Here is a 23716-nt window from a genome sequence, read left to right on the forward strand (position 1 = left end):
ATGGAACGCACGCTGGAATTGACCTGTGAGCTGATTCGACGCCAGTCAGTCACGCCCGAAGACGCCGGGTGCCAGGCACTGATGATGGACCGACTGGCCCGCCTGGGCTTCCGCTGCACACCGCTGCGTTTCGGCGACGTCGAGAACTTCTGGGCGGTGCGCGGAGACAGCGGCCCCCTGCTGGTGTTTGCCGGGCACACTGATGTGGTGCCCACCGGCCCCGAATCCGGCTGGGATAGCCCGCCGTTCGAACCCACACTGCGCGAGGGCATGCTCTACGGTCGCGGCGCCGCCGACATGAAAGGCAGCCTCGCGGCCATGCTCGTGGCCTGCGAAGACTTTGTCAGCGCCCACCCCCGGCACAGCGGCCGCATCGGCTTCCTGATTACTGCCGATGAGGAGGGCCCGGCCCACGATGGCACAGTCAAGGTCGTGGATTACCTGCAGCAGCAGGGTGAGACAATCGACTGGTGCCTGGTCGGCGAGCCTTCGAGCAGCGCGCAATTGGGCGATGTGGTCAAGAACGGCCGGCGCGGCTCACTGGGTGCCGTACTCACGGTGCGCGGCGTTCAAGGCCACATCGCCTACCCGCAGCTGGCAGACAATCCCATTCACCGGGCGCTGCCCGCCCTGCACGCTCTGACCTGTCAGGTATGGGACCAGGGCAACGCCTTCTTTCCGGCGACGTCCCTGCAGATTTCCAATATCACCAGTGGCACCGGCGCGACCAACGTGATCCCCGGCGAGCTCCAGGTCATGTTCAATTTCCGCTTCTCCACGGAAGTCACGGCAGACGACCTGATACGACGCACGGAACGCCTGCTACAGGCCCACAAACTGGATTACACCCTGGACTGGCAGCTCAGCGGGGAGCCCTTCCTGACCCCGGCCGGCAGCCTGGTGGACGCCGTGGTGGAGAGCATCCGTGCCGAGACCGGCCTGGACACCGAACTGTCCACCGCCGGCGGCACCTCCGACGGTCGCTTTATCGCGCCGACCGGGGCACAGATCGTCGAGCTCGGCCCGGTGAATGCCACCATCCACAAACGCAATGAGTGTGTGCGCGCCGCGGACCTGCCGCGGCTGGCCCGCCTCTACCAGGGCGTGCTGGAACGCCTAGTGCTGTAGCGCCTGCAGCTGTTGCTGCACTGCGCCACGCACGATATCCCGGTTGACCTGCCCCGGAATCACCACCACCTCGTCACCCGCCAGGGCGGCGAGGCTCTCGGCCACCACCGCGTCCGCCTCCATCCACATCGATTCCGGAAAACGCCCCTTGTCGAAACCTGAAAAATGCGCTGTATCGTGAATCTCGGTGCGCGTGAGGCCGGGGCAGAGACACTGCACCCGAATACCCTGCCCCGCCACCTCAGCCTGCAGCGACCTTGAAAAGGCCAGCAGGAATGCCTTGCACGCGCCGTACACCGCGGTTTTCTGCAGTTCCACGAAGGCGCCGACAGAGGCCACATTGATGATCTGCCCGCGGCCCTGCTCACGCATGAAGGGCAGCGCGGCACGCGCCAGCTCCAGTGGCGCGTCAATCTGCAGGCGCACCATTTGCAGCTCGACCTCAAGCGTGCTGTCGGCAAAGTCGCCCAGCGTCGAAAAGCCCGCGTTGTTGATCAGCAGATCCACCGGTCCCTGCTGACGCAGCGCCTCCACCGTGCGCGTTACACCCTCCACCGTGCTGAGGTCCGCAACCACGGGATGAATGCGCGTCAGCCCATCCAGCTCGGCACCCAGTGCCTGCAGGTGATCGCCGCGCCGGCCCACGGCAATGATGGTTTTGCACTGGCGGGCAAGCTGGCGGCAGTATTCTGCGCCCAGTCCGGAGGTGGCGCCGGTGACCAGCGCGATCCCTGTGTTTTGCATCGTGATATGTCCCTGTTCCTGAGGTTGGGCGGCGCGCAGACAGCGCGAGCGGTGTGGCGTACCATGCCGGTGGCAACGGCCAACATCTTGAGGAGAAAACCGATGACGCGCAAGCGCACCGCATTGATTACCGGGGCATCCGCAGGGCTCGGTGAAGAGTTTGCCCGCCAGCTGGCAGCCCAGGGCTATGACCTGGTGCTGGTGGCGCGGCGCAGGGACAGGCTGCAGGCCCTCGCCGCGGAGCTGGCGCAGGCGCACGGCTGCACTACGCTGGTGGAGGTGGCGGACCTGTCGGACCCCGCCGCCCCGGACGCGCTCTACAACAGCCTGTCGGCGCAGGGCATCGAGATAGACTATCTGGTGAACAACGCCGGAATCGCCGGCTCCGACCTCCTGCAGGATCGCGACTGGGCAGATCACCAGGCCTTTTTCCAGTTGATGATGCTGTCGGTGGCACAACTCTGCCATCTGTTTATACCTGCCATGCGTGAGCGCGGCTTCGGCCGGGTGATCAATGTCGCCTCCGTCGCGGGGCGCATTCCCCGCGCCGGTGGCTGCAACTACGGCCCAAGCAAGGCCTACCTGATCGCCCTGTCGGAGGACCTGGCAGTCACACTGCAGGGCAGCGGTGTCCAGGTGTGCGCCCTGTGCCCCGGTTACACCCATACCGATTTCCACAGCACAGCAGGGCTGCAGGACATGAAAGACGGCATGCCGGGATTCCTCTGGTACGGCGCGGACGTGGTGGTGCGTGAGGGCCTGCAGGCTGTGGAGCGCGGTAAACCGGTTTACCTGTCTGGGCGCCTCTACCGCTGGCTGGACCCGCTGTTGCAGTCCGTGTTCACCCGCCGGCTGTTCCGCATGGCCGCGCGCCACTGAGCCCTGAGGGCCTAACGCAGACTGCGTAGCACGTAGACGTCATAGCGCACGGCCTTGCCGGCAATGGTGTGCGAGGGCTGCTGCGGGGTCAGGCAAGGGGCCCGCAGAGGGCGCTTGACCACCACCCGGGCGACGTCGCAGCCCAGGGCCCAATCGAGCAACTGCGCGGCGTCGTCCGCTGTCGTGCCCCCGGCGAACAGAGTCTGGAACAGCGCCATCTCCTTTTTCACCGCTGCAGACTTGTCGCGTTCCGGGAACATCGGGTCCAGGTAGATCACGTCCAGCGTATTCAGCACCGCGGCCGGCAGGGTGGAGGCTTCCCCGTGATGCAGTGTCATGCGCCCTGCGACGCGGTTCAGCCAGGCGTCTTCTGCCCGCGCTGCGCGCTCCAGGCCATCATCCAGCAGCGCCAGCACGACAGGTTCACGCTCGGCGAGGACAACCGCACACCCGAGATCCGCCAGCACGAAGCTGTCGCGCCCCAGCCCGGCAGTTGCATCAAGCACCGCGAGCGCGGGCTTCTTGCCAATACCCACCGCCTTGCCCAGCAGCTCATTCTGGCCACCCCGACGCCGGTGCCGCATGGCCGCGCCACCAAAGTCGACGCTGATCGGCCCCGGGGAGCGACCACCTGCTGCCACCGCCTGCAGGGAAAGCGCACCGGCGCCCACCCACAACAGTGCCTGCACCGCGGGAGGAGCGTGTGCCTGCCCGGGTTCCACACAGTGCGTACCCAACTGCTGTGCCAGTGCCTGCGCCCGATCACGCTGCGCACTGTCCTGCGCGGCTACCGCGATTTTGCCGAGGGGGGCGCTGTGATGTGGCTGCATGGCAGTCAGGCCCGGGACGGCGCCAGCCACTGCTCCAGCCGCGCGCAATTGGCGACGACCGCATCGAGGTAAGGATTGTCACCACCGAAATAACTGCTGGCGTAGTGGTAGGCGCCGGCAAAATCCCGCTCCAGACGGGAACCGGCAACCCCGTGCACAAAGCCGGGAGTGCGCTGAATCAAGTCATCCCGCGAGCGATAGTGACAGCGGGCTGGCTCCGGTGTGTGTTCTCCCACCGCAATGCCGCTGGCGACGAACTCGTCGTACAGGGCCTGGCGACACTTTTCGAGGTAATCCGGTGCGGCGATCTGCGCCAGCAGGTCAGCCGTACCCAGCAGGGCGCCGAGCTGCCATTCCTGACGGCTGCGCACGTTCAGGTACTCGGGCTTGCGGTGACAATTGGTGAAGTGCACGAGCCGGGAGCAGACCGGCGCCAGTTCAGCCAGCCCCACCGCCGGGAACTGCGCGCGAATCAGGGCGGCACCGCGGGGCACGTGGGTGCGCGTGTAGGCTGCGCCCGTGCTGTGCCGGCGATCCCCACGGCGGCGCAGATAGCCTGCATCGTGAAACAGCGCGCTGGCGACCCCGGCCAGGGCCAGGTCGGCGTCAAACGCCCAGGGACCGGGCCAGCGCTTTTCGCGCCCTGCCATCAACCGCGTCATCGCCAGGGTGACGTCCAGCACGTGCTCGGCATCATGGTAGCCCGCATCGCAACCGTGGTACTCGGGATGCTCACCGGCATACAGCACGCAAAACAGTTCGCTGAGGGTATCCAGCGGCGCCCAGTCCCCCTCCGGCCAGTGCGCTTCGAGGATCGCCCGCACTTCGGACATCACGGCGGCCGGATCACCCAGGGTCACCTGACCGGTGATGTCGCAGCGCTTTGCTTCTGCCGGGGACGTCATCACGATTCAGCCATTCTCCCGCGGTTCGCGCTCGAAACGGTCCTGCAGTAATGACGCCAGCTCTTCAACCTGTTCCTGTAACGTAGGTTCCTGTATCGCCGCGGCTGGCTGCGATGCGCCATTGTGCAGGCTGCTCAGGGCCGCCGGTGGTGCAGCGATGGCTGCAGGAGGATCTTCCGCCAGGGCACTCTCGGCCAGCCCCAGCGTGAGGGTCCGGTCTTCGAACTCGAGGGTGAATTCGAGATTGTAGGCGTGCCGGGACAGACCGTGCTTGTCGGTGATCAGCAGGCGGCGCACCGCGCGACGATCATCGCCACTGCCCGCACCGGACAGGCGGCATTGCAGGCCCTGCAGCGTCTTGCCGGCAAACTGTATGCCGTGCAGCGCAACCAGCCCCTCGTTGCACTGGCTGATGAAGGCCGGCGCATAAATGCGCTCCACTGCCGCATCGCCCTCTACCGCGCGCCCAGCGGTTTCGAAGTGCCCGATCAGAATCTGCTGTGGCTGGGCCTTTTCCGCCATGCGCGCCAGCTCGATCGTGACATCGCCCACGATGTAGCTGTGTACAGTGGGATTGACGCCCTCGGCCTGGTAAAGCTCGTAATGGCTGCCGATGTGGTAGGCGGCGCGGATGACCGGCACGGTGTTGCCGTGCGAGGCCCGTCGCGCCACCGCGTTGTCGGCCACGACCAGCAACAGGAAATAGAACAGGTCATGGTTTGCCTGCGCGCCCAGTGCACGGTTCCAGACATAGTAGCCATCGCCGGTGGTGGTGCGCGAAAAATGCACCTCGATGCCTTTCGCCAGCAGCTTGTTGTAGGCGGAATTCAGCGAGTAGGACAGGCTGTTCAACTGGCTGGCCTGCTCGAAGGGCGTAAACAGGGAGAACTCGGCAATGTCGAACAGCAACACCGCGCGATCGCTGACATAGCTCAGCCCATAGCGTTTGATCAGCTGTTCCACACCGCTGGTGACTGCCGGGTCATCGGCGAGTGGCGTATCCAGGCGGATAAAGCCGGGGGCAATGTCCAGCCTGTTGGCAATGGCAAAGAATTCATCCCGGGGTTTGCCGCGGCTGCCGGAAATGAGTTCGCGCACAAAAGCCTCGTTGTCCTGCACGCCCTCTACGCCGGGCCGCGCACAGAAGTTACCGAGGAAGTAGTGAGGGACGAAAATGACAAGTATGCCGCGTTCATCGGCGCTCCAGCACAGCACGATGTTCTGGCCCAGCCGCCACTGCTTGCGCAGGGCGCTCTCAAGCGCCTTCAGATTGCCGCGCTGGGAGATGCTGATGGTCCTGTGGTCTGCCACGGCGCCGCCTGTCATGCCCGCGGGCTCGTCCGGTCTTTCGGTCATAGCCTACTCGTTTCTGTTCGCCCAAGCCGGTACCATTATAGGGTGCCACGCTGCCTGAATCCATGCGCCAGCCGGGCGCGCATCAGGGGCTTAAAACATGGGAACACAACGCATGCTCGGTCGATGGCTTATCGGCATCTCCCTGTGTTGGCTGGCAGCTTGCCAACAATACGATTTCAGCGTCAACGAGCGCGTCGTGTACAGCCCGCGCCCGCTGCTGACGGATTTCCGGATTGAAGACCCGGCATTGCGCAGCTGTATCGAACAGGCCATCAACGACAACAAGATCAGCAGCGTCGGCGAATTGCAGACCCTCGACTGCAGCGGTGCCGGGGTGCGCAGCCTCAATGGCCTGGGGCGCTTCTCCAGCCTGAGCTGGCTCAACCTGGGCGGCAACGCGCTGCAGGACATTCGCGAGCTGGTGGCGCTGCTTGAACTGCGCAGCGTACTGCTGGACGACAACCGGATAGAGGATGCAAGCCCGCTCTACCGATTGCCCGCGCTCGCCGTGGTCAATCTGGAGGGCAATAGCGGCCTGCGCTGCCCCGCCCCGGACAGCTGGGTTTCACTGGAGCGCCTGACCCTGCCCCGGCACTGCCGCTAGCGTCAGCCAGTCGAACCCGGCGTTCTGCGCGGCGAATACCACGCGCTGATCCCCTGCACCCAGCACGCTCTCGAGTGCTGCAGCCGCCCGCGTGGGACAGTTATTCTGTTCACTGATATGCGCGACAACCAGATGCTCGAGGGTTTCTGGGCCGAGCTGGCGCAACAGTTCAGCGGCCTGGTGGTTGTTCAAATGACCCCAGTCGCTGGCCACGCGCTGCTTCAGCGAGGGCGGATAACTCCCCGCCCACAGCATGTCCAGATCGTGATTGAATTCCAGCACCAGGGCATCGCAGCCCCGAAAGCGCTCCACCACGTGCGGGGTAATGCTGCCGAGATCGGTCAGCACCCCCAGCGAGCGACCGCCATGAGAAAGCCGATACTGGCAGGGTTCACGTGCATCGTGGGGAACGGCCACAGGTTCTACCGACAGCGCGCCGATCTGCAGACGTTCCTCGCTGTTGAAGCAGGTGACGCGCGGACACCCCTCGAGGCGACCACTGCGCTGCGTACCGTGCGTCAGATAGACCGGTATATCCCACTGCCTTGCCAGGCGGCTGACACCGGCGCTGTGATCACTGTGTTCGTGCGTGACCAGAATGGCAGCGAGATCATCGGGGCACAGGCCCAGCAGGGCCAGACGGCGCTGGGTTTCCCGCAGGGAAAACCCACAGTCGATCAGCACCGTGGTTCCGCCGCCCGTCACGACCGTGGCGTTGCCCTTGCTGCCGCTGCCCAGTGATGCAAAACGCAGCATGCGGGCGCCCTAGTTGATGTTGCCCTTGAGCAGTGTGAGCAGCGCCTGCTGGTCACGTTTCTCCAGGGTTGCCTCGCCGGCTACCGGCGCCATGCCCACGGTGACCGCCTTGTCTCCCGCTGCGACGACCGACACCAGGAAACTGCGCCCGATCATGGGATTCTCATCTTCGTCGGAGAACATCCAGGAGAACCAGCCGCCGTCCTCTTCTGCCGCCTCGCCAAGGAAACGCACATAGTAGACACCCTCACTGCGGTCGCGATCGGTGATTTCGAAGCGGGAGTCCTCCAGGGCTTTGCCGACGGACGCCCAGGCCCGGGTGAAGGGCAACCCAACCCGCAGGACGCTGGTGCCATTGGCGCCGTCCTCCATGGTCAACTTCCCTTCCGCACTCATCGCGCGGTCCGCGAGCATGGACACCGGAGCGGAGTCGGCGCTGTTGGCGATGAACTGCGCCACTGCGCGCAACATTTCCTGCTCCTGGGCGGTATCGTCAGAGCGCGCGGGCCAGCCGCTTACGTCGCCCGCCTGGCGCATCTGCAACACATGCAGTTCACTGCTGCCGCGCTGCACGCCCTGCTCTATGCGGAAGCGGAAACGCGAGGCCATGGTCTGTCCTTCCAGGTCCAGCCAGCCGGTTTCGATCAACCCGGCCTGGGCGTCCACGCGCCCTACCGGAATACCCGCCGACGTGAGAAAGCTGCGTACCTGGGGCCAGAGCTGGCCCGGAGCAACCGCAATCAGCGCCCAGCTTTCATCACCGAGGGACTGGATGCGCACCACATCCTCGCCGGCCCCGGCCACCAGTGGCGTTGGCCGCGGCACTTCGAACTCCCCGGCGAGCACGGTATCGTCCTGCACGGGGGGAATGGGGTAAATCTCCTCGAGCCTGGCTTCTTCCTTGCCTTCCGGCAAACGAATGGGGTCCATCTCGCGCGCGTTCTTGTAGTCATCCGAGGTGTCGGGAAACAGGCCCTCGTCACCGAACAGATAACTGCAACCCGCGCTGGCCAGCAAGCTGCCAACCAGTGCTGTGCGCAATACCAGCTTCATAGATTCCGCCATTAAATTCCCGCCGCCTCCAACGCTGCAAGGACCTGCGCATGAAAGCGCTCATCCAGAGGCGTCAAGGGTAAACGAATACCTGCCTCAATCAAGCCGCGCTGCTGCATGGCCCACTTTACCGGTATCGGATTCGCCTCCAGGAACAGCGCACGGTTGAGCCCGGACAGGCGCTCGTTGATCTGCGCGGCCTCGGCCCGCTCGCCCGCGAGCGCCAACCGGCAGAGCTCGGCCAGCTGCCGCGGCGCAATGTTTGCGGTAACGGAGACATTGCCGTGCCCCCCGGCGAGCATCAGTTCCATGGCCGTGGGGTCATCCCCGGAGTAAATCGCAAAGTCGTCAGGGCAGCGCGCCTTGAAGTCCGGCACCCGTGACAGATCACCGGTCGCATCCTTGATACCGACGATGTTGTCGAGCTCGGACAGGCGCACCACGGTATCGTTGTCTATATCCACCGCCGTACGGCCTGGCACGTTGTAGAGAATCTGGGGAATGTCGACCGCCGCCGCAATGGCCTTGAAATGCTCGTACAGGCCACGCTGCGTCGGGCGATTGTAGTACGGCGTTACCAGCAGGCAGGCATCAGCGCCATTGCGGGCCGCAACGCTGGTCAGCTCGATCGCCTCGCGGGTCGAGTTGGCACCCGTGCCGGCAACCACCGGGATGCGACCGTTGACGTAGCGCACGCAGTGGCGGATGACCTCGAGGTGCTCCGGGACGCTCAGGGTGGCACTCTCGCCGGTGGTCCCGACCGCGCCGATGGCGCTGGTGCCTGCCGCAATGTGCATGTCCAGCAAGCGCTCCAGACTGCCCCAGTCGAGGCTGCCATCCGGGTGCATTGGCGTCACAAGCGCGACAATACTGCCGGTTATCATGGGAAATCTCCAGAAATGTGCCGGGCGCCGGCCACAGCCGCTGAACGCCGGAATAAAGAAGAGCGCAATTATCCATGCAGGCAACACGAAGACAACCGCGATGCGCTAAAATACGCGCGGGCACGCACACAGACCTGCACCAAAATACGCACCGGAGTATACCATGAGACCTTCTGACCCCGCCCAGTGGTTTCTCGCCACCTTCTTCCTGTTTGCATCCCTGGCCACGCCGTCGCTCACCGCGGGCGCCCAGAATGAGGTCACGGTCAGCCCACCGTCCAAGATCGCCCGCGCCCACATGGCCCAGCAGCGCGCCAGCGTGGACGATCTCGCCCGCCGGGAACTCGGCCAGGGTATCAGCGGCGACCCCGACCGCGACATTCGCATGCTGCAGCGCCTGCTGGACAGGGGCATTGTGACCCCGGAGGACGTCGGCACGCTGCAGGCCATGGGCCTGGTACTGGGCGACCTGCTGGCGAGCGAACTCGGGCTGGCGTGGGTGATCTACAACGACGCCAGCGGTCGCAGCCGGGCACTGTACGACAAACAGACCGACAATTACCTGTTCCCCATGACCATGATTTCCCGTCGCCAGCAGGTGGGTAACCAGAAACCGGTCGCGGACATCTACCGGGATGCAAAGGCCGTCATTGAGGAGAAGCGGCCCAGGCTACCCTTCCAGTAGAACGGTAGCGGGGACTGGCTGGTCATCCCCCGGGTTAGGGTTTAGCATAGTTGACGACTTTTTCAGGACGTCTCCGGGCATGAACCAGCCGGCCGCCGGCTTCGAGCTGGACACCGACAACGCATCAAACACCGCTACACTCCGACTTTACGGCGGCTGGGTGGACGCTGCTTCGGTACCCGAGTTCCGGGACGTGAGGGCGCAGCTCACGGCGCTCACGGTGGACAATCTCCGCTTTGACTGCGATGAGCTGGGCGACTGGACTACGCTGCTCATGTCGTTTCTGCTGAGCTGTGCCAGCTACTGCGAGGAGCGCGGTGTCGACGTCGATACCGAGGGGCTCCCCGAGAACGCCAGGCGCCTGTTATCAATCGCCACCTCGGTACCCGCCCACCAGCGTCAACAACCCGCCCCCCGGCCCTGGTGGCATGTGCGCAGCCCCTCTGAAGCGCTGCGGGAACTGTTGGATGACCTGCGCGTGTCGCTGGCTTTCTTTGGCGATATCTGCATCGCACTCGGCGCCCTGATCGCCGGCAAGGCCAACACCCGCTTCGCCGACTTTCGCACCTTCTGCTACCAGTCCGGTCCCGATGCGTTTGCCATCATCAGCCTGACCAGCGTTCTTGTCGGTATGATTCTCGGGTACCTGGGAGCCGTGCAATTGCAGCAATTCGGCGCCGGCATCTACGTCGCCGATCTCGTCACCATCGGGCTGCTGCGCGAAATGGGTCCGTTGATGACCGCGATTGTGATGGCGGGCCGCACCGGTGCGGCCTACGCCGCCCAGCTGGGCACCATGCAGGCCAGCGAGGAAATCGATGCCGTGCGCACGCTGGGCGTGTCGCCGATCGAGTTTCTGGTGATACCGCGCATCCTGGCGCTGGTGGTGACCATGCCGCTGCTTACCATTTACGCCAACCTGCTGGGCATTGTCGGTGGCGGCATTGTCGCCGGGGGCATGGGCATTTCCCTGTTGCAGTATTCCAGCCAGGCGGGAGCCGCTGTGAGCATCGCCCATATTGGTATCGGGTTGCTGAAAAGCCTTGTGTTTGCGGTGCTGATCGCCATTGCAGGCTGTCGCTCGGGCATGCAGTCCGGGCGCAATTCTGCGGGCGTGGGCAGGGCCGCTACCGAGGCAGTGGTCACCGCCCTCGTCTACCTGATTGTGGCAGACGCCTCCATCAACATCCTCTTCCAGCATCTGGGTATCTGATGACTGACGACGAGCGCGAAGTCCATATCGAGGTTCGCGAGCTGACCATGGCGTTTGGCAGTAACGTCATTCAGCGTGACCTGAGCTTCCCGGTATACCGGGGCGACATCTTCGTCATCATGGGCGGCAGCGGCTGCGGTAAAAGCACGCTGCTCAAGCACATGCTGGGGCTGCTGGAGCCAGCGGCGGGTGAGATTCTGTACACAGGCACCAGTTTCACCCACGCCTCGTCGGAAGTACGCGACGCGATGCGCCGCAGCTGGGGCATTACCTACCAGTCCGGTGGGCTGTTCAGTGCCATGACCCTGGAACAGAATATCAGCCTGCCACTGCAACTGTACACTGACTACACAGCGGCGCAGATCAGGGACGTGGTACGCTACAAATTATCGCTGGTCGGCCTGGGTGGCTTTGAAAGTTACTACCCCTCGGAAATCAGCGGTGGCATGAATAAACGCGCAGCGCTCGCCCGGGCCATCGCTCTGGATCCGCAGATCCTCTTTTTCGACGAGCCCTCTGCCGGGCTGGACCCGATAAGCTCGCGGTTACTGGATGACCTGATCTTGCAGTTGACCGAATCGATCGGCGCTACCGTGGTGATGGTCACGCACGAATTACCGAGTATATTCGCCATTGCCAACAACAGCGTTTATCTCGATGCGAGCACCCGCACCATGATTGGCTATGGCGACCCAAAACAGCTGCGAGAACACAGCGAGGAGGCGGTCGTGCGGCAATTTCTTACCCGCAGCGCCGACGCAGGAGAAACCGGGTAATGTCTGAAGAAAGAGCACACAGTGTCGCCATTGGCGGCTTTATTGTCGGCGCCCTGCTGATTGCATTGGCGACGCTCCTGTTCGTGCTGGGCTCAGGCCTGGGCAGCGATCGCAGCAAGGTGGTGATGGTTTTCGACAGCTCGGTGAAGGGCTTGAGCGTGGGGGCACCGGTCACCTTGCGCGGCGTTGAGATCGGCCAGGTCACAGGCATCAACCTGCTGCTGGACAGCAACACCGCCAAGTTGATCATGCAGGTGGAGGCCGAGCTATCGGGCGAGAGCATACAGATGACCGAGCGGCCATCCGTGGCCCTGATCGACGACCTGATCGGCCGCGGACTGCGCGCCCAACTGGGCCTGCAAAGCCTGCTCACGGGCCTGCTGTATATACAACTGGATTTTCACCCTGAAACGCCCGTAGACCTGCTCGCCATCGACACGGAATACACGCAGATACCTACAATTCCCACTGAGCTGGAACGCATCGTGAGCCAGATCGAGGGCCTTGATATTGCGCAGATGGCAGCCAACCTGCAGAGCATCGCCGCCAACGTCAATGCCTTCGTCGAGCAGGCCCCGTTCCAGCAACTGCCAGCGGACGTCGGGCTCACCCTGGCCAGCCTGCGCTCCCTGACCACACAGCTCGAAGCCACCCTGGCCACCGCTGGCCCCGGCATCGACCGCGTGCTGAACAACTCCAATACGCTGGTCAGCGAAGCTGCGGAAGCGCTGCCCAGGCTGACCACCCTGCTGGAAGACAACATGACCGTGCTGCGCAACGCTACGGCGCGGTTTGAAAGCACCATGGGTGAAATCGATGGCCTGGTATCTGCCGACTCCGCAACCGCCTACCGCCTGAACGAAGCCCTGCGGGAACTGGCACTGGCCGGGAGGGCGCTGCAGATGCTGGCAAAAACACTGGAGGAGCAGCCTGAGTCGCTGCTTCGCGGCAAGAGCGAGAACAGCCAATGACCCCAATCAAACTTCTCACCGTCGTCTGCGCCCTGTTGCTGGCGGCCTGTGGCAGCTCCCCCCAACACCAGTATTACCTGCTCAACAGTAACCAGCAGGCCCCGGCGATGGGGCAGAGCCCGTCACTGGGTGTGGGGCCGATCACCATCCCCGAATACCTGAATCGCTCAGGCATGGTGTACAGCGAAAACGGCAACCGACTGCATGTGGCCCGTTACGAACGCTGGGCCGAGCCGCTGGAGGATGGTATACAGCGCGTTCTGGGGCTGAACCTGTCTGCGGCCTTGGGCACGCAGAATATTCGCCCCCACCCCTGGCAGCGCAATGATATACCCGAGTTCGCGGTGCAGGTCTGGCTGCTGTCACTGGACGCCGGCAATAACAGCGCGGAACTGGTCGCCGAATGGCGCGTTACCCGTACCGGCGACGAGGCGAGCACGCCAGTGGCGCAGCGCATCAGCCGCCTGTCGACGCCCCTGCCGGGGCCCGGGTGGCAGGCCGCCGATACGGCGGCGGCCTACAGCGACCTTCTACAGCGGCTGAGCGACGAGATCGCCAGCGTCATCCGCAGGGACCTGGAGGCCGGCGCGAGCGATCAGAACTGATCGCTGCGCAGCATGGCGTCGGAACCGCCATCGACAAAGAACACCGAACCGCACACGAAGTCCGCCTCGTCGCTGAGCATAAAGCGCATCACATTGGCGATTTGACCGGGTTGTGCGGTCTGGCCCCAGGGCACCATGGCACTGAAGTCGCGCATCACACCGCCCAACTGTTCATCGGCAAACACCTGCTGGGTCAGCGGTGTATCGGTGATGCCGGGCGCCACCGCGTTCAGCCGCACCCCGGCTTTTGCCCAGGCCACGACATTGCGGCGCATCCACACCGTCAGCGCATGCTTCGACGCCGAGTACACCGTCTGCCCCATTTCACCCTCGGCCACGTCCAGCGCCTTCGCTTCATCACCCGCGAGAAATGCCTGGGCCAGCGGGTGCGAGGTCTGCGTCATGGGCGCCGAATTGGAACTCACCAACAGCACAGTGCCACGCCGCTTGCCCACCAAATCCTGCAAGCCTGTCGCCATTGCAACCGCCGCGAAATAGTTCACCGCGGCAATGATGCGTGGCGGCGCTACCGGCGGCAGGCCCGCACAGGGGATAAACCCGTCGAGACCATCGGCAGCGCGCTCACGCACAGACGCCAGGGCGCGGTCACGGCCTTCCTGCGTAGAAAGGTCGGCGATGATGTCACCCTCCTTGATATCGATCGAAATGACTTCGTGGCCCGCCGCGCACAGCTGCTCACGCAGCGCAGCGCCGATACCGGTGGCGCCGCCGGTCATGGCATAGCGTTTCTTCATGCTGGTACTCCCTGATTCTGGTTGATGATTACGGCGTGTATTGTCGCGCCTGCGGCGGGTGGTTGTGTGGGTCGGCCTGAAATGCGTGGCGGCAAGCTCAACTTACTGAACCGGTGCTCTCTCCCTATGCTGAGACCGCACCGGCAGTCGTGCTCTTTCTGGCGAAATTCGACCGCGGTGCGCGGTAACACCTGTGGTCGCACCGCACCACTTCGACTAGTCTCTGAGCTGGATGGTTCAATGCCGGCACGCACCGTGCACTTGGTCCGCGTCGATACGCCACCACAACCGGTGGATAAAACACGAGGAGCCCCACATGATTCACTCTACGCCATCAGTGAGACCTGCGAAGTGGCGTCAACGCATGCTCACCGCCAGTATTCTGCTGCTGGGCGCATGCACCGGGGACTCAGACCCGGGCTGGGTGGATTCGCCCACTCCAGTCACCGACATTGTGACGCCACTTCAAACACAGGACATTGCGGGGGAGTGGCAGGGCTTGCTGAGCTGCGCCGGCCGGGATTTCCCCCTGAGCCTTTCAGTAGCGGGTCTTGGAGACAGTCAGCTCGAAGTCCGATGGACCCTGGAACCAGCTCTGGGACGACGGGGCTACATATCACCCGACGGTCGCACCGAGATCAAAGACCGACTGCTGCTGGGTGAGTACGAGCCGGTCACTGGCCATGCTGCTGTTCAAGAGCAGGTCAAAAACCGGCCTCTGGCGCTGCAACTGCTGTTCGGAGATGACATCGCGTTGCTCGACTTTCAGCGCTGCGACCTTGGGCTGTTGCAACGAACACCCGCCAAAGCCCTGGTCGAACTGCAACATGAACTGATACTGATTCAGGAACCCGTGGTGATTCGCGCCGAGGATCAGCAAGGGGAATGCCCCGGGGAGCTGAAGTCGTGGATTCAGGCGGCTTTGGAGCTGCCCCTGGATGACAATGGCCGGGGTGATACCAGTGCTCTTTGGTCCGCCACCGTGACTGAACCGATCTTCGGCAAACCCTTGGCAGAACTCGGAGCAGAACGGCGTATAGACCTGCGCCGGGCACTCGCAGGCCGTTGTATGGTACGCGGCGACACCCGCCGGAATACCGTGGTCGGCACACTCATGCAGATCACCGATTACCGTTCATTTCGCGATGGACGCTTGACGCAACTGGCCCAACCCTTGGCACAAGCCTGGCTGACGAACCGCGCGCAACCGCTACTGCAGTCAGATCCCCTGCCCCTGCTCTCGCCTGCAACGAGCCAGGCGCTGGGCCGTATACCCCGCACCTTCAATTTTGACCGCCTGTTATCGGGAACAGGCAGGTACGATGCGCACAGCTACGCACAACAGATGGTCGCAGTGAACGATACGCTTACCGCGCGACGCCGGGAGCGGGACTACCTGGAAAACATGCGCAATGCGCGCTTTTTCCCGCTGCTCGAGTTACGGCAAGCAGCGCTGGCACGGGACGACATAGCCGACACACCCGTTGAAGCATTGGTGGCGGCAGAGCTGGTGAGCAAAGCGGAAGCGCATATTCTGGAAGCCGCGACAGCACAGGACGCGGCACAAATGGCGGACTGGGTGGCTGCCGTTGACGCGGATTTGGTGTGCAGCAGGACGACACAAAAGGCCTGCTCACAGGCAGCGGACCTGTTTGCAGACAGGCTGGAGGCGTTAGCGGACCAATTCGCGGAAGACGAGGCCAGTACCCTTGCAACGCTGGAAGACGAGGCGCCAACGCTGCAAAACCTCGCCTCACTCGTGGCCGCAAACGCCGCACTCCTGCGCAGATACGGTCGTACAGTGACATACGGGGATTTTCCCGATGCTCTTGAGCAGTACCAGGCCCTGCGCTTTGACTGGCAGCGAGAATTGGAAGACGCCCTTGCAGCACAGCTCACAGCAGCGCGCACCACGTCCGCGTTAACCGAGCTGGATGCGCGCTACTTTGCGGCCAGTGATTTAACGGATCGCGCGGAGCGCCATCTCGAACGCCTGGGAAAGGTTTACGATCAGCAGCTCTCCGGGTCCCGCCCTTTCGTCAACACGGGCGCTGACGCCTACCTCAATGCCCTGTACAACCAGGAATTCGCAACCCTGGCTCGCATGGACGCTGAGCTACTGGCCGGAGTGGCGCCGGTATTCCGCTTCATGGCACAGCAAATCAACGCCGTCAGCAGCCTGCTGGGCAGCGCAGGACGCCCGTTGAATAGCGCCTCCCGCGAGCTGAACACGCCCAGCGCGGTAACAGCCGTGGCCTTGCGTTACTTGCTGGAATTCGAGGACCAGTACGCATCGTGTTTGGGCGAGGACGCTGCCACCATCACGTTTACGGAACGTGTGGACTCGGTCACTCGCACAGGTAGCGGTATCGAGCTCAGCCGCATTCGGGGCGTACCGGTATCCACCACCTACCGCATCAAGCGCGAGCACCTGGATCTATTCCAGGATGTATTCAGTCGCCCTGAATCCCCAGGCGCAGAGGGCATATTCGAAGCGCTGTTCGGCTTGCAGGGAGTGAACAATCTGACCAATGCAGTCAATGAACTTATGGACGAGCACCGATGCGACTCTGACGCGGTGCAGGGTTTTGAGAAGGGGTTGTTAGCGTATTACGCAGATCGCAAACGGCGTTGGGGACGGTAGGTTTCACTCTGCGGGCTCCCCTCACACTGACCTGGACAGGCAGTTCGGCACAGTCACACGCCCGTGTGCTCAGTCACCGCGCACCTGTAGGTACAGGTCTGCATTGGTATACCCACCACCGGAGAAGCGCCGCTGGCCGGCGGTCCGGTTGCCTGCAACGGGTGCCGGGTAGTACCCTGCAGGCCGCGTTTCGGCGGAGAATCCCCATGAATGAGAAACCCCTGGCACCGGCCATTGAAGGCTGGTTCACGATGGACGAAAAGCCCCGGCTGATCGGCACCCAGTGCTGTGCCTGCAGCACCTATTTTTTCCCCAAACAGCAGCGCTACTGCAAGAACCCAGGCTGCGACAGCACCGAGTTCCGCGAAGTGGAACTGAGCAGGACAGGCCGGGTGTGGAGCTACACCAATGCCTGCTACAAGCCGCCGGCGCCTTTTGTGGCCGCCGAGCCCTTCGAGCCCTATACCATCGCCGCAGTCACGCTGGAGGAAGAGCAGATGACGGTGCTGGGGCAGGTTGTCACCGGTGTCAATGTCAGCGACCTCAAGGTGGGCATGGCGATGGAACTGGTGCTGGAACCGCTGCATGAAACCGATGATGACATCAAGATGACCTGGAAATGGCGGCCACTCGCAGAACAGGGGGAGCAGCACTGATGAGCAACGATATCGCCATAATTGGTGCGGGCATGCACCCCTGGGGCAAGTGGGGACACAATTTCGTTGAGTACGGCGTCGCCGCGGCGCGCGAGGCGCTGGCGGATGCCGGCATCCCCTGGCAGGACGTGGGCTTCGTGTCCGGCGGCGCCACGGTGCGCTGCGGTTATCCGGGCTATGTCGCAGGCGCCACCTTCGCCCAGGCCCTGGGCTGGCAGGGCTGTGAGGTGAATACCTCCTACGCCGCCTGTGCCTCAGGCTCGCAGGCGCTGGCCGCCGCGCGCAACAAGATTCTCGCGGGCGCCTGTGATGTCGCCCTGGTCGTTGGTGCCGACACCACTCCTAAAGGCTTCCTTGCCCCTGCAGGTGGCTATCGACCGGAGGACCCGGACTGGGTGCGCTTCTACCTGGGCATTACCAACCCGACCTATTTTGCCCTGTACGCGCGGCGGCGTATGGACCTCTACGGCGACACGCTGGAGGATTTCGCCGCCGTGAAGGTGAAGAATTCCCTGATCGGCAGCAAGAACCCGCGGGCGCGCTACCGCAAGTGTTTCACCGCGGAAGACGTGGCGGCCTCCGCCATGGTGGCCGACCCGCTGCGGTTGATGGACATCTGCGCCACCAGCGATGGCGGCGCTGCCCTGATCATTTGCAGCGCTGACTATGCACGCCGCATTGGCAAGGCCGATGCGCCACGCATTGCGGCCATTTCCACCGTCACGCCGAGCTTTGCCAGCGCGGTGGTGGAAATGCCGGATATTGCGACGGACTCCGCGGCGGCTGCCGGTATCGATGCCCACAGCTTCCGTGCAGCGCTGCCAGTGAAAGCCTACGAAGAAGCCGGTATCGGCCCCGAGGACGTCGATGTTGCGGAAGTCTACGACCTGTCGACCGCGCTGGAACTAGACTGGATTGAAGACCTGCAACTGGCGCCTCGCGGTGAAGCCGCACAGCTGCTGCGTCGTGGCGACACCGCGGTGGGTGGCAGGATACCGGTGAACCCCTCAGGCGGCCTGGCCTGCTTCGGTGAAGCCGTGCCGGCACAGGCACTCGCCCAGGTCTGCGAACTCACCTGGCAGCTGCGCGGCGAATGTGGTGACCGGCAGGTGGCCGGTGCCAGGGTGGGCATCACCGCCAACCAGGGCCTGTTTGGACACGGTAGCTCGGTCATTATCAAGCGCTGAACGGCCAGCGCCGCTGCGGTTACAGCCGAGCAATATGCTCGGCCGTTGCCAGTACGCGGCGCGCTTCATCCACGTGCATCGATTCAATCAGCTTGCCGTCGAGCACCGCGACGGCAGCGCCCGCTTCCGTGGTTTCCTGCCACAGTGCGAGCAGCCGACGGGCGTGTTCCACCGCCGCGGCAGAGGGCCCGAAGACGGCGTTGGCGATCTCGATCTGCCCCGGATGTATCAGCGTCTTGCCGTCGAAGCCCAGCGCCCGCCCCTGCTCACACACGGCCTGCAACCCGGCGCTGTTGCCGATATCGAGATAAACGCCGTCCAGCACCATGATGCCGGCCAGCCGTGCCGCCAGTACACAGCGCTGCAGGGCATAGGACAGGCCCCGGCGCTGATCGTCCGGTGGCAGGCGCAGTTCCGCACAGAGGTCCGTGGTGCCCATGAGCAGCGCGTCCACGCGCTCGCAGTCCGCAATCTGCTCGACGCGCGCCACACCCGCTGGCGTTTCGATCATCGCCCAGATGACCATGTCGCTGCGGCCACAGGCATCGAGCTCGCGGGTAACGGCGCGCACCTGCTGCACAGACTCCACCTTGGGCAGGCACACCGTCGCCACACCCGGCGCCGCCGCAACTGCCTGCAGATCATCGAGACCCCAGGGCGTGGACAGGGCATTGCAGCGCACCACGAGCTGTCGCGCACCGTAGCCGCCGGCGGCGATCTGCGCAACGACCTGAGCGCGCGCCTGTGCCTTGGCCTCCGGCGCTACCGCGTCCTCCAGATCGAAAACAATGGCGTCAGCGGGCAGGCCTCGCGCCTTCTCCATCGCCCGCTGGTTGGAACCGGGCATATACAACGCGGTGCGCGGCGTCATCTTCATTCCTGTACTTGCTCCTCAATCGGTGGGCGCACGGACGCGCGTTTCAGGTAGGCGACAAGATCCGCCCGCTGCTGCGGATCCGGAATCCCGCGCGCCATCATCGTGGTGCCCGGAAACATGGCCAGGGGGTCTGCCAGCCAGAGGTAAAGCAGCTGCGGCGTCCACACGAACTGCGCATTGCGGAACGTCTCCGAGTAGTACGCAAACCCCGGTTGCTTGCCCGCCACCTGACCGAAGATGCGGTACAGGCTGGGCCCGTTATTGTGGCCGACCTCAGGCTCCGGATAATGGCAGGTGCGGCACTGGCCAAACACCAGCCGGCCACGCTCGGGATCTCCCTCGGGCATCGTCGTGGTATCGGTCTGAGCGCCCGCGGGCGCCACAGCAAGCAATAACAGCAGCAGGAGTGGCTTCATGCGGAAACCTCATGGTTTGCCGCGGCCACACCGGCGCGGCGCCCGAAGAACGTGCAATCACCCACAGACAGACCGCTGGCGATATAGGGTGCAACAGGCAGGCCCGCCGTGGTGCGGCCTGCCGCATAAAGGCCGGGAACAGGCTCGCCAAAACCGCTGATCACACGGCCGTCGATATCCGTGTGCAGGCCGCCGAAGGTGTGGGCGGTGAAGAAGGCGCGCTTCACCGAGAGGTCCCAGGCTTTGAACGGGGGCTTGTCGAGTGGGCGCAGGTACTGCGCCTGCTTGTGGAACAGGGGGTCGCGCCCCAGGTCCGCGAAGCGATTGTAATAGGCGACCGTGTGCTGCAGGGCGCCCTGGGGAAAATCCGTGCGCGCCGCCAGATCGCCGATGGTCGGTGCCTCGGCCACCAGCAGGAAATTGTCCTGCGGAAAATCGAAACTGCTGCTGGCATCGGTAATCAGCCAGGCGCGTCCCTGTTGCCGGTAGGCAATGGCATCCCCCAGCACACCGTAGTAGCTGTCCTCGGGCACGAAGCGTTGCGCACTGGCGTTCACCACGATACCTGCCAGGGTCGACTCCGGCGGGTAAATGGGGGTGATGGCAAAGCCCTCATGCATGTGCAGGGTCTCGCCGCCCACGCCGGCCCCCATGACGATGCCCTGCCCCAGATCGCCCGCGTTGCCCCAGGGCGCGGAGCAGTCGAACAGGGCCGGCGCGTGGCGCTGCACCATCTCGCGATTGTGGATGAAGCCGCCACAGGCCAGAACGACACCGCGCCGCGCGCGAATATTGCGCGTTTCACCGTCCACCAGCACCTGCATGCCAGCCACGCGGCCGTCCGACTCCACGATCAGGCGCTGACCGGCAACGCCCGCACGCATCGTGACACCCGCCGCGGCGGTCTGCGCCAGCAGCGCCTCCATCAGGGTGCGGCCGCCGGTCATGCCGGGCAGGCCCGGCACGTGACCGCGCGGTACCGGGCGCGCAATCTCCCGCGCCGGCCAGGCGAGTTCGTTGCCCGAGTAATACAACGACTCATCGCCCAGCGTCAGCTCCTTCACCGACGTAAAACGATCGTTGTAGGGCACGCCCATTGCCACCAGCCAGTCGAAATGGGCGACACTTTCCTCGCAGTAGAGCTGGATCTTGGCCAACTGGGGATGGCCGCCGCTGTTACCGGCGATAAAGCGGTACATCTCCTCCACGCTGTCTTCAAAGCCCGCCGCCTTCTGCAGGGTGGTGCCGCCGCCGGCATACACCACGCCGCCCGACATGGCTGACGAACCGCCAAACTTCGGCAGGGCTTCGATGAGCAATACGCGGGCACCTGCGCGCTGCGCCTCGATCGCTGCGCTGCAGGCCGCCGAACCGGAGCCTGCGACCAGTACATCCGTCGTCTCGTCCCAGCGACTCACCTCCCGACGGCTCAGCGCCGCAGCAGGGCCGGCGAGCCCGACACCTGCAGCCCCCGCACCGAGGCCGGCAAGCAGTTGCCGACGGCGCCAGCGTGTTGTGCTCATTCCACCCCCTCGCGGATGTACTCCAGCTGATCATTGATCATATAGGTTCGATGCCGGGGGCCACTAACCGCTTCCACCAGGTTCGCATAACCCGCGTCCTCTTCGTAGAGGAAACAGACACCACCCTCCTGCATGATCATGCGCGGCGCATACCGCCGCGGTGGACGCGCGCCCAGCGCCGCCCGGGCGGTGGCGCAGTCGCGGAAATCAGCGAGGTCGACGAGGCTGACGAAGGTTGGCGGCATCAGGCGGAACGGACTTTGCGTATCGCGAATCTCTGCAAAGGCGTCCTGCGGGCGCACCCAGCGGTGCGCGGAGATCTCACCCCCGTCAACGCGTATCTCCGCATCGGCGTCGAGCACCGCGAGGAAAAACCAGGTGCTGTAGCGCCGTCGGGCACCCTCCGGAGTCGTCCAGTGGGACAGGAAATGCAGCTGCTCCAGCGTAATCTGCACATCCGCTTCCTCGCGGGTCTCGCGAATCGCCGCGTGCAACGCGGCCTGATCGTGGTCACCTGCCACCGGGTAGTCGGACGGATCAATTCGCCCTCCCGGAAAAACCCACTCCCCGCCCATGTGTTTCAACGCCCTGTTGCGTTGCAAGAGCAGCACTTCCAGCCCCTGCGGGCCATCGCGCACCGGCACGACGGTCGCCGAGGGCACAATCGGCACGTCGCCTTCGCCCATTTCCAGCATGACGCTGCTCAGGGGAAGAAACGGCTGATCGTGTCGATGACGCAGGCGGGGCGATCACTGCCCTCCACCTCAATCGTCACCCTGACCACCACCTGCACGCCACCCTTGACGTCTTCAGCCGAGAGGATCTCGCCGCAACCGCGCACGCGACTCCCCACCGGCACCGGTGCCGGGAAGCGCACCTTGTCACAGCCGTAATTCACGCCCATCGACACATTGTTCACCTGCAACAGCTGCGGCAGGAACAGGTTCGCCAGCGACAGGGTGAGATAACCGTGCGCAATGGTCTTGCCGAAGGGGCCGCTCGCGGCGCGCTCCGGATCGACGTGAATCCACTGGTGGTCACCCGTTGCCTCGGCAAACAGGTTGATGCGCTCCTGTTCGATCAGGAGCCAGTCGGTACAGCCCAGTGCCGTGCCTTCACTGCCGAGCAGTGCTGCGGGTTTTTCAAATACAGTGGTCATGCTGGATTTCCTGTCAACAATCTACGTGCCCGGACTATACCACCTGCGCGGCGGCTCGGCAGCGAGCGTGGTTTAACGTTTTCCACCACAGCCCCCGCCACGTCCGCCGAGCCCCGGCGCGCCCCGGCGCCTGCAGGCGCGCGGAGTTTCCGGTATATTCACCCACTCGATACACAGGAGACCCAATCATGCTGGAAAATCTCGACTTTACTGAACTGCTGCACACCTACGTCATCCCCTGGGGCACGCGCATCGTCCTGGCGCTGGCGATTTTCTACGTCGGGCGCATGGTGGTGGGCGCCGTTGCCGGCTGGGTCGAGAAATTCATGCGCGCACGGCGCATGGACGAGGTGCTGGTCAAGTTCCTGACCGCGATACTGCACTGGGTTCTGCTGCTGTTTGTGATCATTGCAGCGCTCAGCCAGCTTGGCATCGACACCACATCCATGGTCGCCCTGCTCGGTGCTGCGGGCCTCGCCATCGGCCTTTCGCTGCAGAGCTCTCTGTCCAACCTGGCGGCCGGCGTGCTGCTGATCATCTTCCGTCCCTTCACCAAAGGCAATTTTGTGGAAGCGGGCGGCGCCATGGGCGTTGTCGAGGCCATCAGCATTTTCACAACCACGCTGACCACACCGGACAACAAGGAAGTCATCGTGCCCAACAGCGCCGTGCTGGGGAACAATATTGTCAACTATTCCGCACGGCCCACACGGCGTGTGGACCTGGTGTTCGGCGTGTCCTACGGCGACGACCTGCGCAAGGCAAAGCAGCTGCTGGAAGAGATCATTGCCGCGGATACGCGTGTACTCAGCGACCCGGCGCCCACCATTGTGGTCGGCGAACTCGCCGACTCCAGTGTCAACTTCCTTGTGCGCCCCTGGGTGAAATCGGAGGATTACTGGGCCGTGTACTGGGATACCACCGAATCAGTCAAACTGAAGTTTGATGAAGCCGGCATCACCATTCCCTTCCCGCAAATGGACGTGCATACGCCGGAGCGGGACTGAGCCAGCCGCTGTATTAACAGTATTTCACAGCCTACGGGCCTGCCGATGTGATATAAAGCCTGTTTCGCACCTCCCCCGGTCCGCTCGCGAATGGCGGGCGACC

General features: G+C 63.9%; 25 protein-coding genes. 12 read left to right on the top strand and 13 right to left on the bottom strand.

Annotation, left to right across the window (positions count from 1 at the left end):
* Positions 1–1128, top strand: a complete 1128-nt coding sequence (gene dapE, locus AACZ17_RS01690) for a succinyl-diaminopimelate desuccinylase (RefSeq protein ID WP_290744538.1) — start codon at positions 1–3, stop codon at positions 1126–1128.
* Here dapE and AACZ17_RS01695 read toward each other — a convergent pair.
* Positions 1117–1872 carry an SDR family NAD(P)-dependent oxidoreductase gene (locus AACZ17_RS01695; RefSeq protein WP_290744540.1) on the bottom strand — a complete coding sequence of 252 codons (756 nt, stop codon included), beginning with the start codon at positions 1870–1872 and terminating at the stop codon, positions 1117–1119. The two genes, dapE and AACZ17_RS01695, sit on opposite strands and share 12 nt — an antisense overlap.
* 102 nt (positions 1873–1974) lie before the next feature.
* Here AACZ17_RS01695 and AACZ17_RS01700 point away from each other — a divergent pair, with 102 nt between their 5' ends.
* Complete coding sequence (locus AACZ17_RS01700) at positions 1975–2751, top strand: SDR family NAD(P)-dependent oxidoreductase (RefSeq protein ID WP_290744542.1); 777 nt, start codon at positions 1975–1977, stop codon at positions 2749–2751.
* A gap of 11 nt (positions 2752–2762) precedes the next feature.
* On the opposite strand, the gene AACZ17_RS01705 is transcribed toward AACZ17_RS01700, so the two are convergent.
* The 3 genes from AACZ17_RS01705 to AACZ17_RS01715 are packed head-to-tail and all read right to left on the bottom strand — an operon-like array spanning position 2763 to position 5842.
* Entirely contained in the window at positions 2763–3581 is an 819-nt protein-coding gene (locus AACZ17_RS01705; RefSeq protein ID WP_290744544.1) for a class I SAM-dependent methyltransferase, read from the bottom strand.
* 5 nt (positions 3582–3586) lie between these two features.
* The gene (locus tag AACZ17_RS01710) at positions 3587–4489 is read right to left on the bottom strand and encodes a hypothetical protein (RefSeq protein ID WP_290744546.1); all 903 of its coding nucleotides are present in this window, start codon (positions 4487–4489) and stop codon (positions 3587–3589) included.
* 3 nt (positions 4490–4492) lie between these two features.
* Positions 4493–5842, bottom strand: a complete 1350-nt coding sequence (locus AACZ17_RS01715) for a hypothetical protein (RefSeq protein WP_290744548.1) — start codon at positions 5840–5842, stop codon at positions 4493–4495.
* A gap of 97 nt (positions 5843–5939) precedes the next feature.
* On the opposite strand from AACZ17_RS01715, the gene AACZ17_RS01720 reads away from it, so the two are divergent.
* On the top strand, positions 5940–6446 hold the full coding sequence (locus AACZ17_RS01720; protein ID WP_290744550.1) for a hypothetical protein: 507 nt from the start codon (positions 5940–5942) through the stop codon (positions 6444–6446).
* Here the strand turns inward: AACZ17_RS01720 and AACZ17_RS01725 are convergent.
* From AACZ17_RS01725 to dapA, 3 genes are read right to left on the bottom strand one after another with little or no spacing between them, the layout of a single operon-like run.
* Positions 6408–7202, bottom strand: a complete 795-nt coding sequence (locus AACZ17_RS01725; RefSeq protein ID WP_339637597.1) for an MBL fold metallo-hydrolase — start codon at positions 7200–7202, stop codon at positions 6408–6410. The genes AACZ17_RS01720 and AACZ17_RS01725 overlap by 39 nt on opposite strands.
* A gap of 9 nt (positions 7203–7211) precedes the next feature.
* A complete protein-coding gene (bamC, locus tag AACZ17_RS01730; protein ID WP_290744552.1) occupies positions 7212–8255 on the bottom strand; it encodes an outer membrane protein assembly factor BamC in 1044 nt (347 codons plus the stop codon).
* Positions 8256–8266: 11 nt separating this feature from the next.
* A complete protein-coding gene (dapA, locus tag AACZ17_RS01735) occupies positions 8267–9139 on the bottom strand; it encodes a 4-hydroxy-tetrahydrodipicolinate synthase (RefSeq protein WP_290744554.1) in 873 nt (290 codons plus the stop codon).
* Positions 9140–9302: 163 nt separating this feature from the next.
* Between dapA and AACZ17_RS01740 the strand changes: the two genes are divergently transcribed.
* From AACZ17_RS01740 to AACZ17_RS01760, 5 genes are all read left to right on the top strand, one after another.
* Complete coding sequence (locus AACZ17_RS01740; RefSeq protein ID WP_290744556.1) at positions 9303–9824, top strand: DUF3806 domain-containing protein; 522 nt, start codon at positions 9303–9305, stop codon at positions 9822–9824.
* A 79-nt stretch (positions 9825–9903) separates the two neighbouring features.
* Positions 9904–11037: an ABC transporter permease gene (locus AACZ17_RS01745; RefSeq protein ID WP_290744558.1), complete on the top strand. Its 1134-nt coding sequence runs from the start codon at positions 9904–9906 to the stop codon at positions 11035–11037.
* Positions 11037–11813 carry an ATP-binding cassette domain-containing protein gene (locus tag AACZ17_RS01750; protein WP_290744560.1) on the top strand — a complete coding sequence of 259 codons (777 nt, stop codon included), beginning with the start codon at positions 11037–11039 and terminating at the stop codon, positions 11811–11813. Before AACZ17_RS01745 ends, AACZ17_RS01750 begins: the two co-directional genes overlap by 1 nt.
* The gene (locus tag AACZ17_RS01755) at positions 11813–12784 is read left to right on the top strand and encodes an MlaD family protein (protein WP_290744562.1); all 972 of its coding nucleotides are present in this window, start codon (positions 11813–11815) and stop codon (positions 12782–12784) included. Before AACZ17_RS01750 ends, AACZ17_RS01755 begins: the two co-directional genes overlap by 1 nt.
* Complete coding sequence (locus AACZ17_RS01760; protein ID WP_290744564.1) at positions 12781–13389, top strand: PqiC family protein; 609 nt, start codon at positions 12781–12783, stop codon at positions 13387–13389. The genes AACZ17_RS01755 and AACZ17_RS01760 overlap by 4 nt, the downstream gene beginning before the upstream one ends.
* On the opposite strand, the gene AACZ17_RS01765 is transcribed toward AACZ17_RS01760, so the two are convergent.
* Positions 13380–14144, bottom strand: coding sequence for an SDR family oxidoreductase (locus tag AACZ17_RS01765; RefSeq protein ID WP_290744566.1), 765 nt, complete (start codon positions 14142–14144; stop codon positions 13380–13382). The genes AACZ17_RS01760 and AACZ17_RS01765 overlap by 10 nt on opposite strands.
* 364 nt (positions 14145–14508) lie before the next feature.
* Between AACZ17_RS01765 and AACZ17_RS01770 the strand changes: the two genes are divergently transcribed.
* The 3 genes from AACZ17_RS01770 (at position 14509) to AACZ17_RS01780 (ending at position 18631) form a co-directional block, all read left to right on the top strand.
* Positions 14509–16788: a hypothetical protein gene (locus AACZ17_RS01770; RefSeq protein ID WP_290744567.1), complete on the top strand. Its 2280-nt coding sequence runs from the start codon at positions 14509–14511 to the stop codon at positions 16786–16788.
* Between the two features lie 206 nt (positions 16789–16994).
* On the top strand, positions 16995–17444 hold the full coding sequence (locus AACZ17_RS01775) for an OB-fold domain-containing protein (RefSeq protein WP_290744569.1): 450 nt from the start codon (positions 16995–16997) through the stop codon (positions 17442–17444).
* A complete protein-coding gene (locus AACZ17_RS01780; RefSeq protein ID WP_290744571.1) occupies positions 17444–18631 on the top strand; it encodes a lipid-transfer protein in 1188 nt (395 codons plus the stop codon). The genes AACZ17_RS01775 and AACZ17_RS01780 overlap by 1 nt, the downstream gene beginning before the upstream one ends.
* Before the next feature lie 19 nt (positions 18632–18650).
* Here the strand turns inward: AACZ17_RS01780 and AACZ17_RS01785 are convergent, their stop codons facing one another.
* From AACZ17_RS01785 to AACZ17_RS01805, 5 genes are read right to left on the bottom strand one after another with little or no spacing between them, the layout of a single operon-like run.
* Complete coding sequence (locus tag AACZ17_RS01785; protein WP_290744573.1) at positions 18651–19508, bottom strand: CoA ester lyase; 858 nt, start codon at positions 19506–19508, stop codon at positions 18651–18653.
* A complete protein-coding gene (locus AACZ17_RS01790) occupies positions 19505–19924 on the bottom strand; it encodes a c-type cytochrome (protein WP_290744575.1) in 420 nt (139 codons plus the stop codon). The genes AACZ17_RS01785 and AACZ17_RS01790 overlap by 4 nt, the downstream gene beginning before the upstream one ends.
* Positions 19921–21447, bottom strand: coding sequence for an FAD-dependent oxidoreductase (locus AACZ17_RS01795; RefSeq protein WP_290744577.1), 1527 nt, complete (start codon positions 21445–21447; stop codon positions 19921–19923). The genes AACZ17_RS01790 and AACZ17_RS01795 overlap by 4 nt, the downstream gene beginning before the upstream one ends.
* Positions 21444–22142 (bottom strand): NUDIX domain-containing protein, encoded by a 699-nt coding sequence (locus AACZ17_RS01800; RefSeq protein WP_290744579.1) that lies wholly within the window; start codon positions 22140–22142, stop codon positions 21444–21446. Before AACZ17_RS01800 ends, AACZ17_RS01795 begins: the two co-directional genes overlap by 4 nt.
* 8 nt (positions 22143–22150) lie before the next feature.
* The gene (locus tag AACZ17_RS01805) at positions 22151–22606 is read right to left on the bottom strand and encodes a MaoC family dehydratase (protein ID WP_290744581.1); all 456 of its coding nucleotides are present in this window, start codon (positions 22604–22606) and stop codon (positions 22151–22153) included.
* 188 nt (positions 22607–22794) lie between these two features.
* Between AACZ17_RS01805 and AACZ17_RS01810 the strand changes: the two genes are divergently transcribed.
* Positions 22795–23613: a mechanosensitive ion channel domain-containing protein gene (locus AACZ17_RS01810; protein ID WP_290744583.1), complete on the top strand. Its 819-nt coding sequence runs from the start codon at positions 22795–22797 to the stop codon at positions 23611–23613.
* The last annotated feature ends 103 nt before the right edge of the window (positions 23614–23716 follow it).

Origin of the sequence: uncultured Haliea sp. (assembly GCF_963973825.1) — a bacterium.
In the GTDB taxonomy this organism is placed as follows: domain Bacteria; phylum Pseudomonadota; class Gammaproteobacteria; order Pseudomonadales; family Halieaceae; genus Haliea.

What these genes read in the sequence shown, in the direction of transcription:
- dapE (WP_290744538.1), top strand. Translation starts at nt 1, where the DNA reads ATGGAACGCACGCTGGAATTGACCTGTGAGCTGATTCGACGCCAGTCA.
- AACZ17_RS01695 (WP_290744540.1), bottom strand. Translation starts at nt 1,872, where the DNA reads ATGCAAAACACAGGGATCGCGCTGGTCACCGGCGCCACCTCCGGACTG.
- AACZ17_RS01700 (WP_290744542.1), top strand. Translation starts at nt 1,975, where the DNA reads ATGACGCGCAAGCGCACCGCATTGATTACCGGGGCATCCGCAGGGCTC.
- AACZ17_RS01705 (WP_290744544.1), bottom strand. Translation starts at nt 3,581, where the DNA reads ATGCAGCCACATCACAGCGCCCCCCTCGGCAAAATCGCGGTAGCCGCG.
- AACZ17_RS01715 (WP_290744548.1), bottom strand. Translation starts at nt 5,842, where the DNA reads ATGACCGAAAGACCGGACGAGCCCGCGGGCATGACAGGCGGCGCCGTG.
- AACZ17_RS01720 (WP_290744550.1), top strand. Translation starts at nt 5,940, where the DNA reads ATGGGAACACAACGCATGCTCGGTCGATGGCTTATCGGCATCTCCCTG.
- AACZ17_RS01725 (WP_339637597.1), bottom strand. Translation starts at nt 7,202, where the DNA reads ATGCTGCGTTTTGCATCACTGGGCAGCGGCAGCAAGGGCAACGCCACG.
- bamC (WP_290744552.1), bottom strand. Translation starts at nt 8,255, where the DNA reads ATGAAGCTGGTATTGCGCACAGCACTGGTTGGCAGCTTGCTGGCCAGC.
- dapA (WP_290744554.1), bottom strand. Translation starts at nt 9,139, where the DNA reads ATGATAACCGGCAGTATTGTCGCGCTTGTGACGCCAATGCACCCGGAT.
- AACZ17_RS01740 (WP_290744556.1), top strand. Translation starts at nt 9,303, where the DNA reads ATGAGACCTTCTGACCCCGCCCAGTGGTTTCTCGCCACCTTCTTCCTG.
- AACZ17_RS01745 (WP_290744558.1), top strand. Translation starts at nt 9,904, where the DNA reads ATGAACCAGCCGGCCGCCGGCTTCGAGCTGGACACCGACAACGCATCA.
- AACZ17_RS01750 (WP_290744560.1), top strand. Translation starts at nt 11,037, where the DNA reads ATGACTGACGACGAGCGCGAAGTCCATATCGAGGTTCGCGAGCTGACC.
- AACZ17_RS01755 (WP_290744562.1), top strand. Translation starts at nt 11,813, where the DNA reads ATGTCTGAAGAAAGAGCACACAGTGTCGCCATTGGCGGCTTTATTGTC.
- AACZ17_RS01760 (WP_290744564.1), top strand. Translation starts at nt 12,781, where the DNA reads ATGACCCCAATCAAACTTCTCACCGTCGTCTGCGCCCTGTTGCTGGCG.
- AACZ17_RS01765 (WP_290744566.1), bottom strand. Translation starts at nt 14,144, where the DNA reads ATGAAGAAACGCTATGCCATGACCGGCGGCGCCACCGGTATCGGCGCT.
- AACZ17_RS01770 (WP_290744567.1), top strand. Translation starts at nt 14,509, where the DNA reads ATGCTCACCGCCAGTATTCTGCTGCTGGGCGCATGCACCGGGGACTCA.
- AACZ17_RS01775 (WP_290744569.1), top strand. Translation starts at nt 16,995, where the DNA reads ATGAATGAGAAACCCCTGGCACCGGCCATTGAAGGCTGGTTCACGATG.
- AACZ17_RS01780 (WP_290744571.1), top strand. Translation starts at nt 17,444, where the DNA reads ATGAGCAACGATATCGCCATAATTGGTGCGGGCATGCACCCCTGGGGC.
- AACZ17_RS01785 (WP_290744573.1), bottom strand. Translation starts at nt 19,508, where the DNA reads ATGAAGATGACGCCGCGCACCGCGTTGTATATGCCCGGTTCCAACCAG.
- AACZ17_RS01790 (WP_290744575.1), bottom strand. Translation starts at nt 19,924, where the DNA reads ATGAAGCCACTCCTGCTGCTGTTATTGCTTGCTGTGGCGCCCGCGGGC.
- AACZ17_RS01795 (WP_290744577.1), bottom strand. Translation starts at nt 21,447, where the DNA reads ATGAGCACAACACGCTGGCGCCGTCGGCAACTGCTTGCCGGCCTCGGT.
- AACZ17_RS01800 (WP_290744579.1), bottom strand. Translation starts at nt 22,142, where the DNA reads ATGCTGGAAATGGGCGAAGGCGACGTGCCGATTGTGCCCTCGGCGACC.
- AACZ17_RS01805 (WP_290744581.1), bottom strand. Translation starts at nt 22,606, where the DNA reads ATGACCACTGTATTTGAAAAACCCGCAGCACTGCTCGGCAGTGAAGGC.
- AACZ17_RS01810 (WP_290744583.1), top strand. Translation starts at nt 22,795, where the DNA reads ATGCTGGAAAATCTCGACTTTACTGAACTGCTGCACACCTACGTCATC.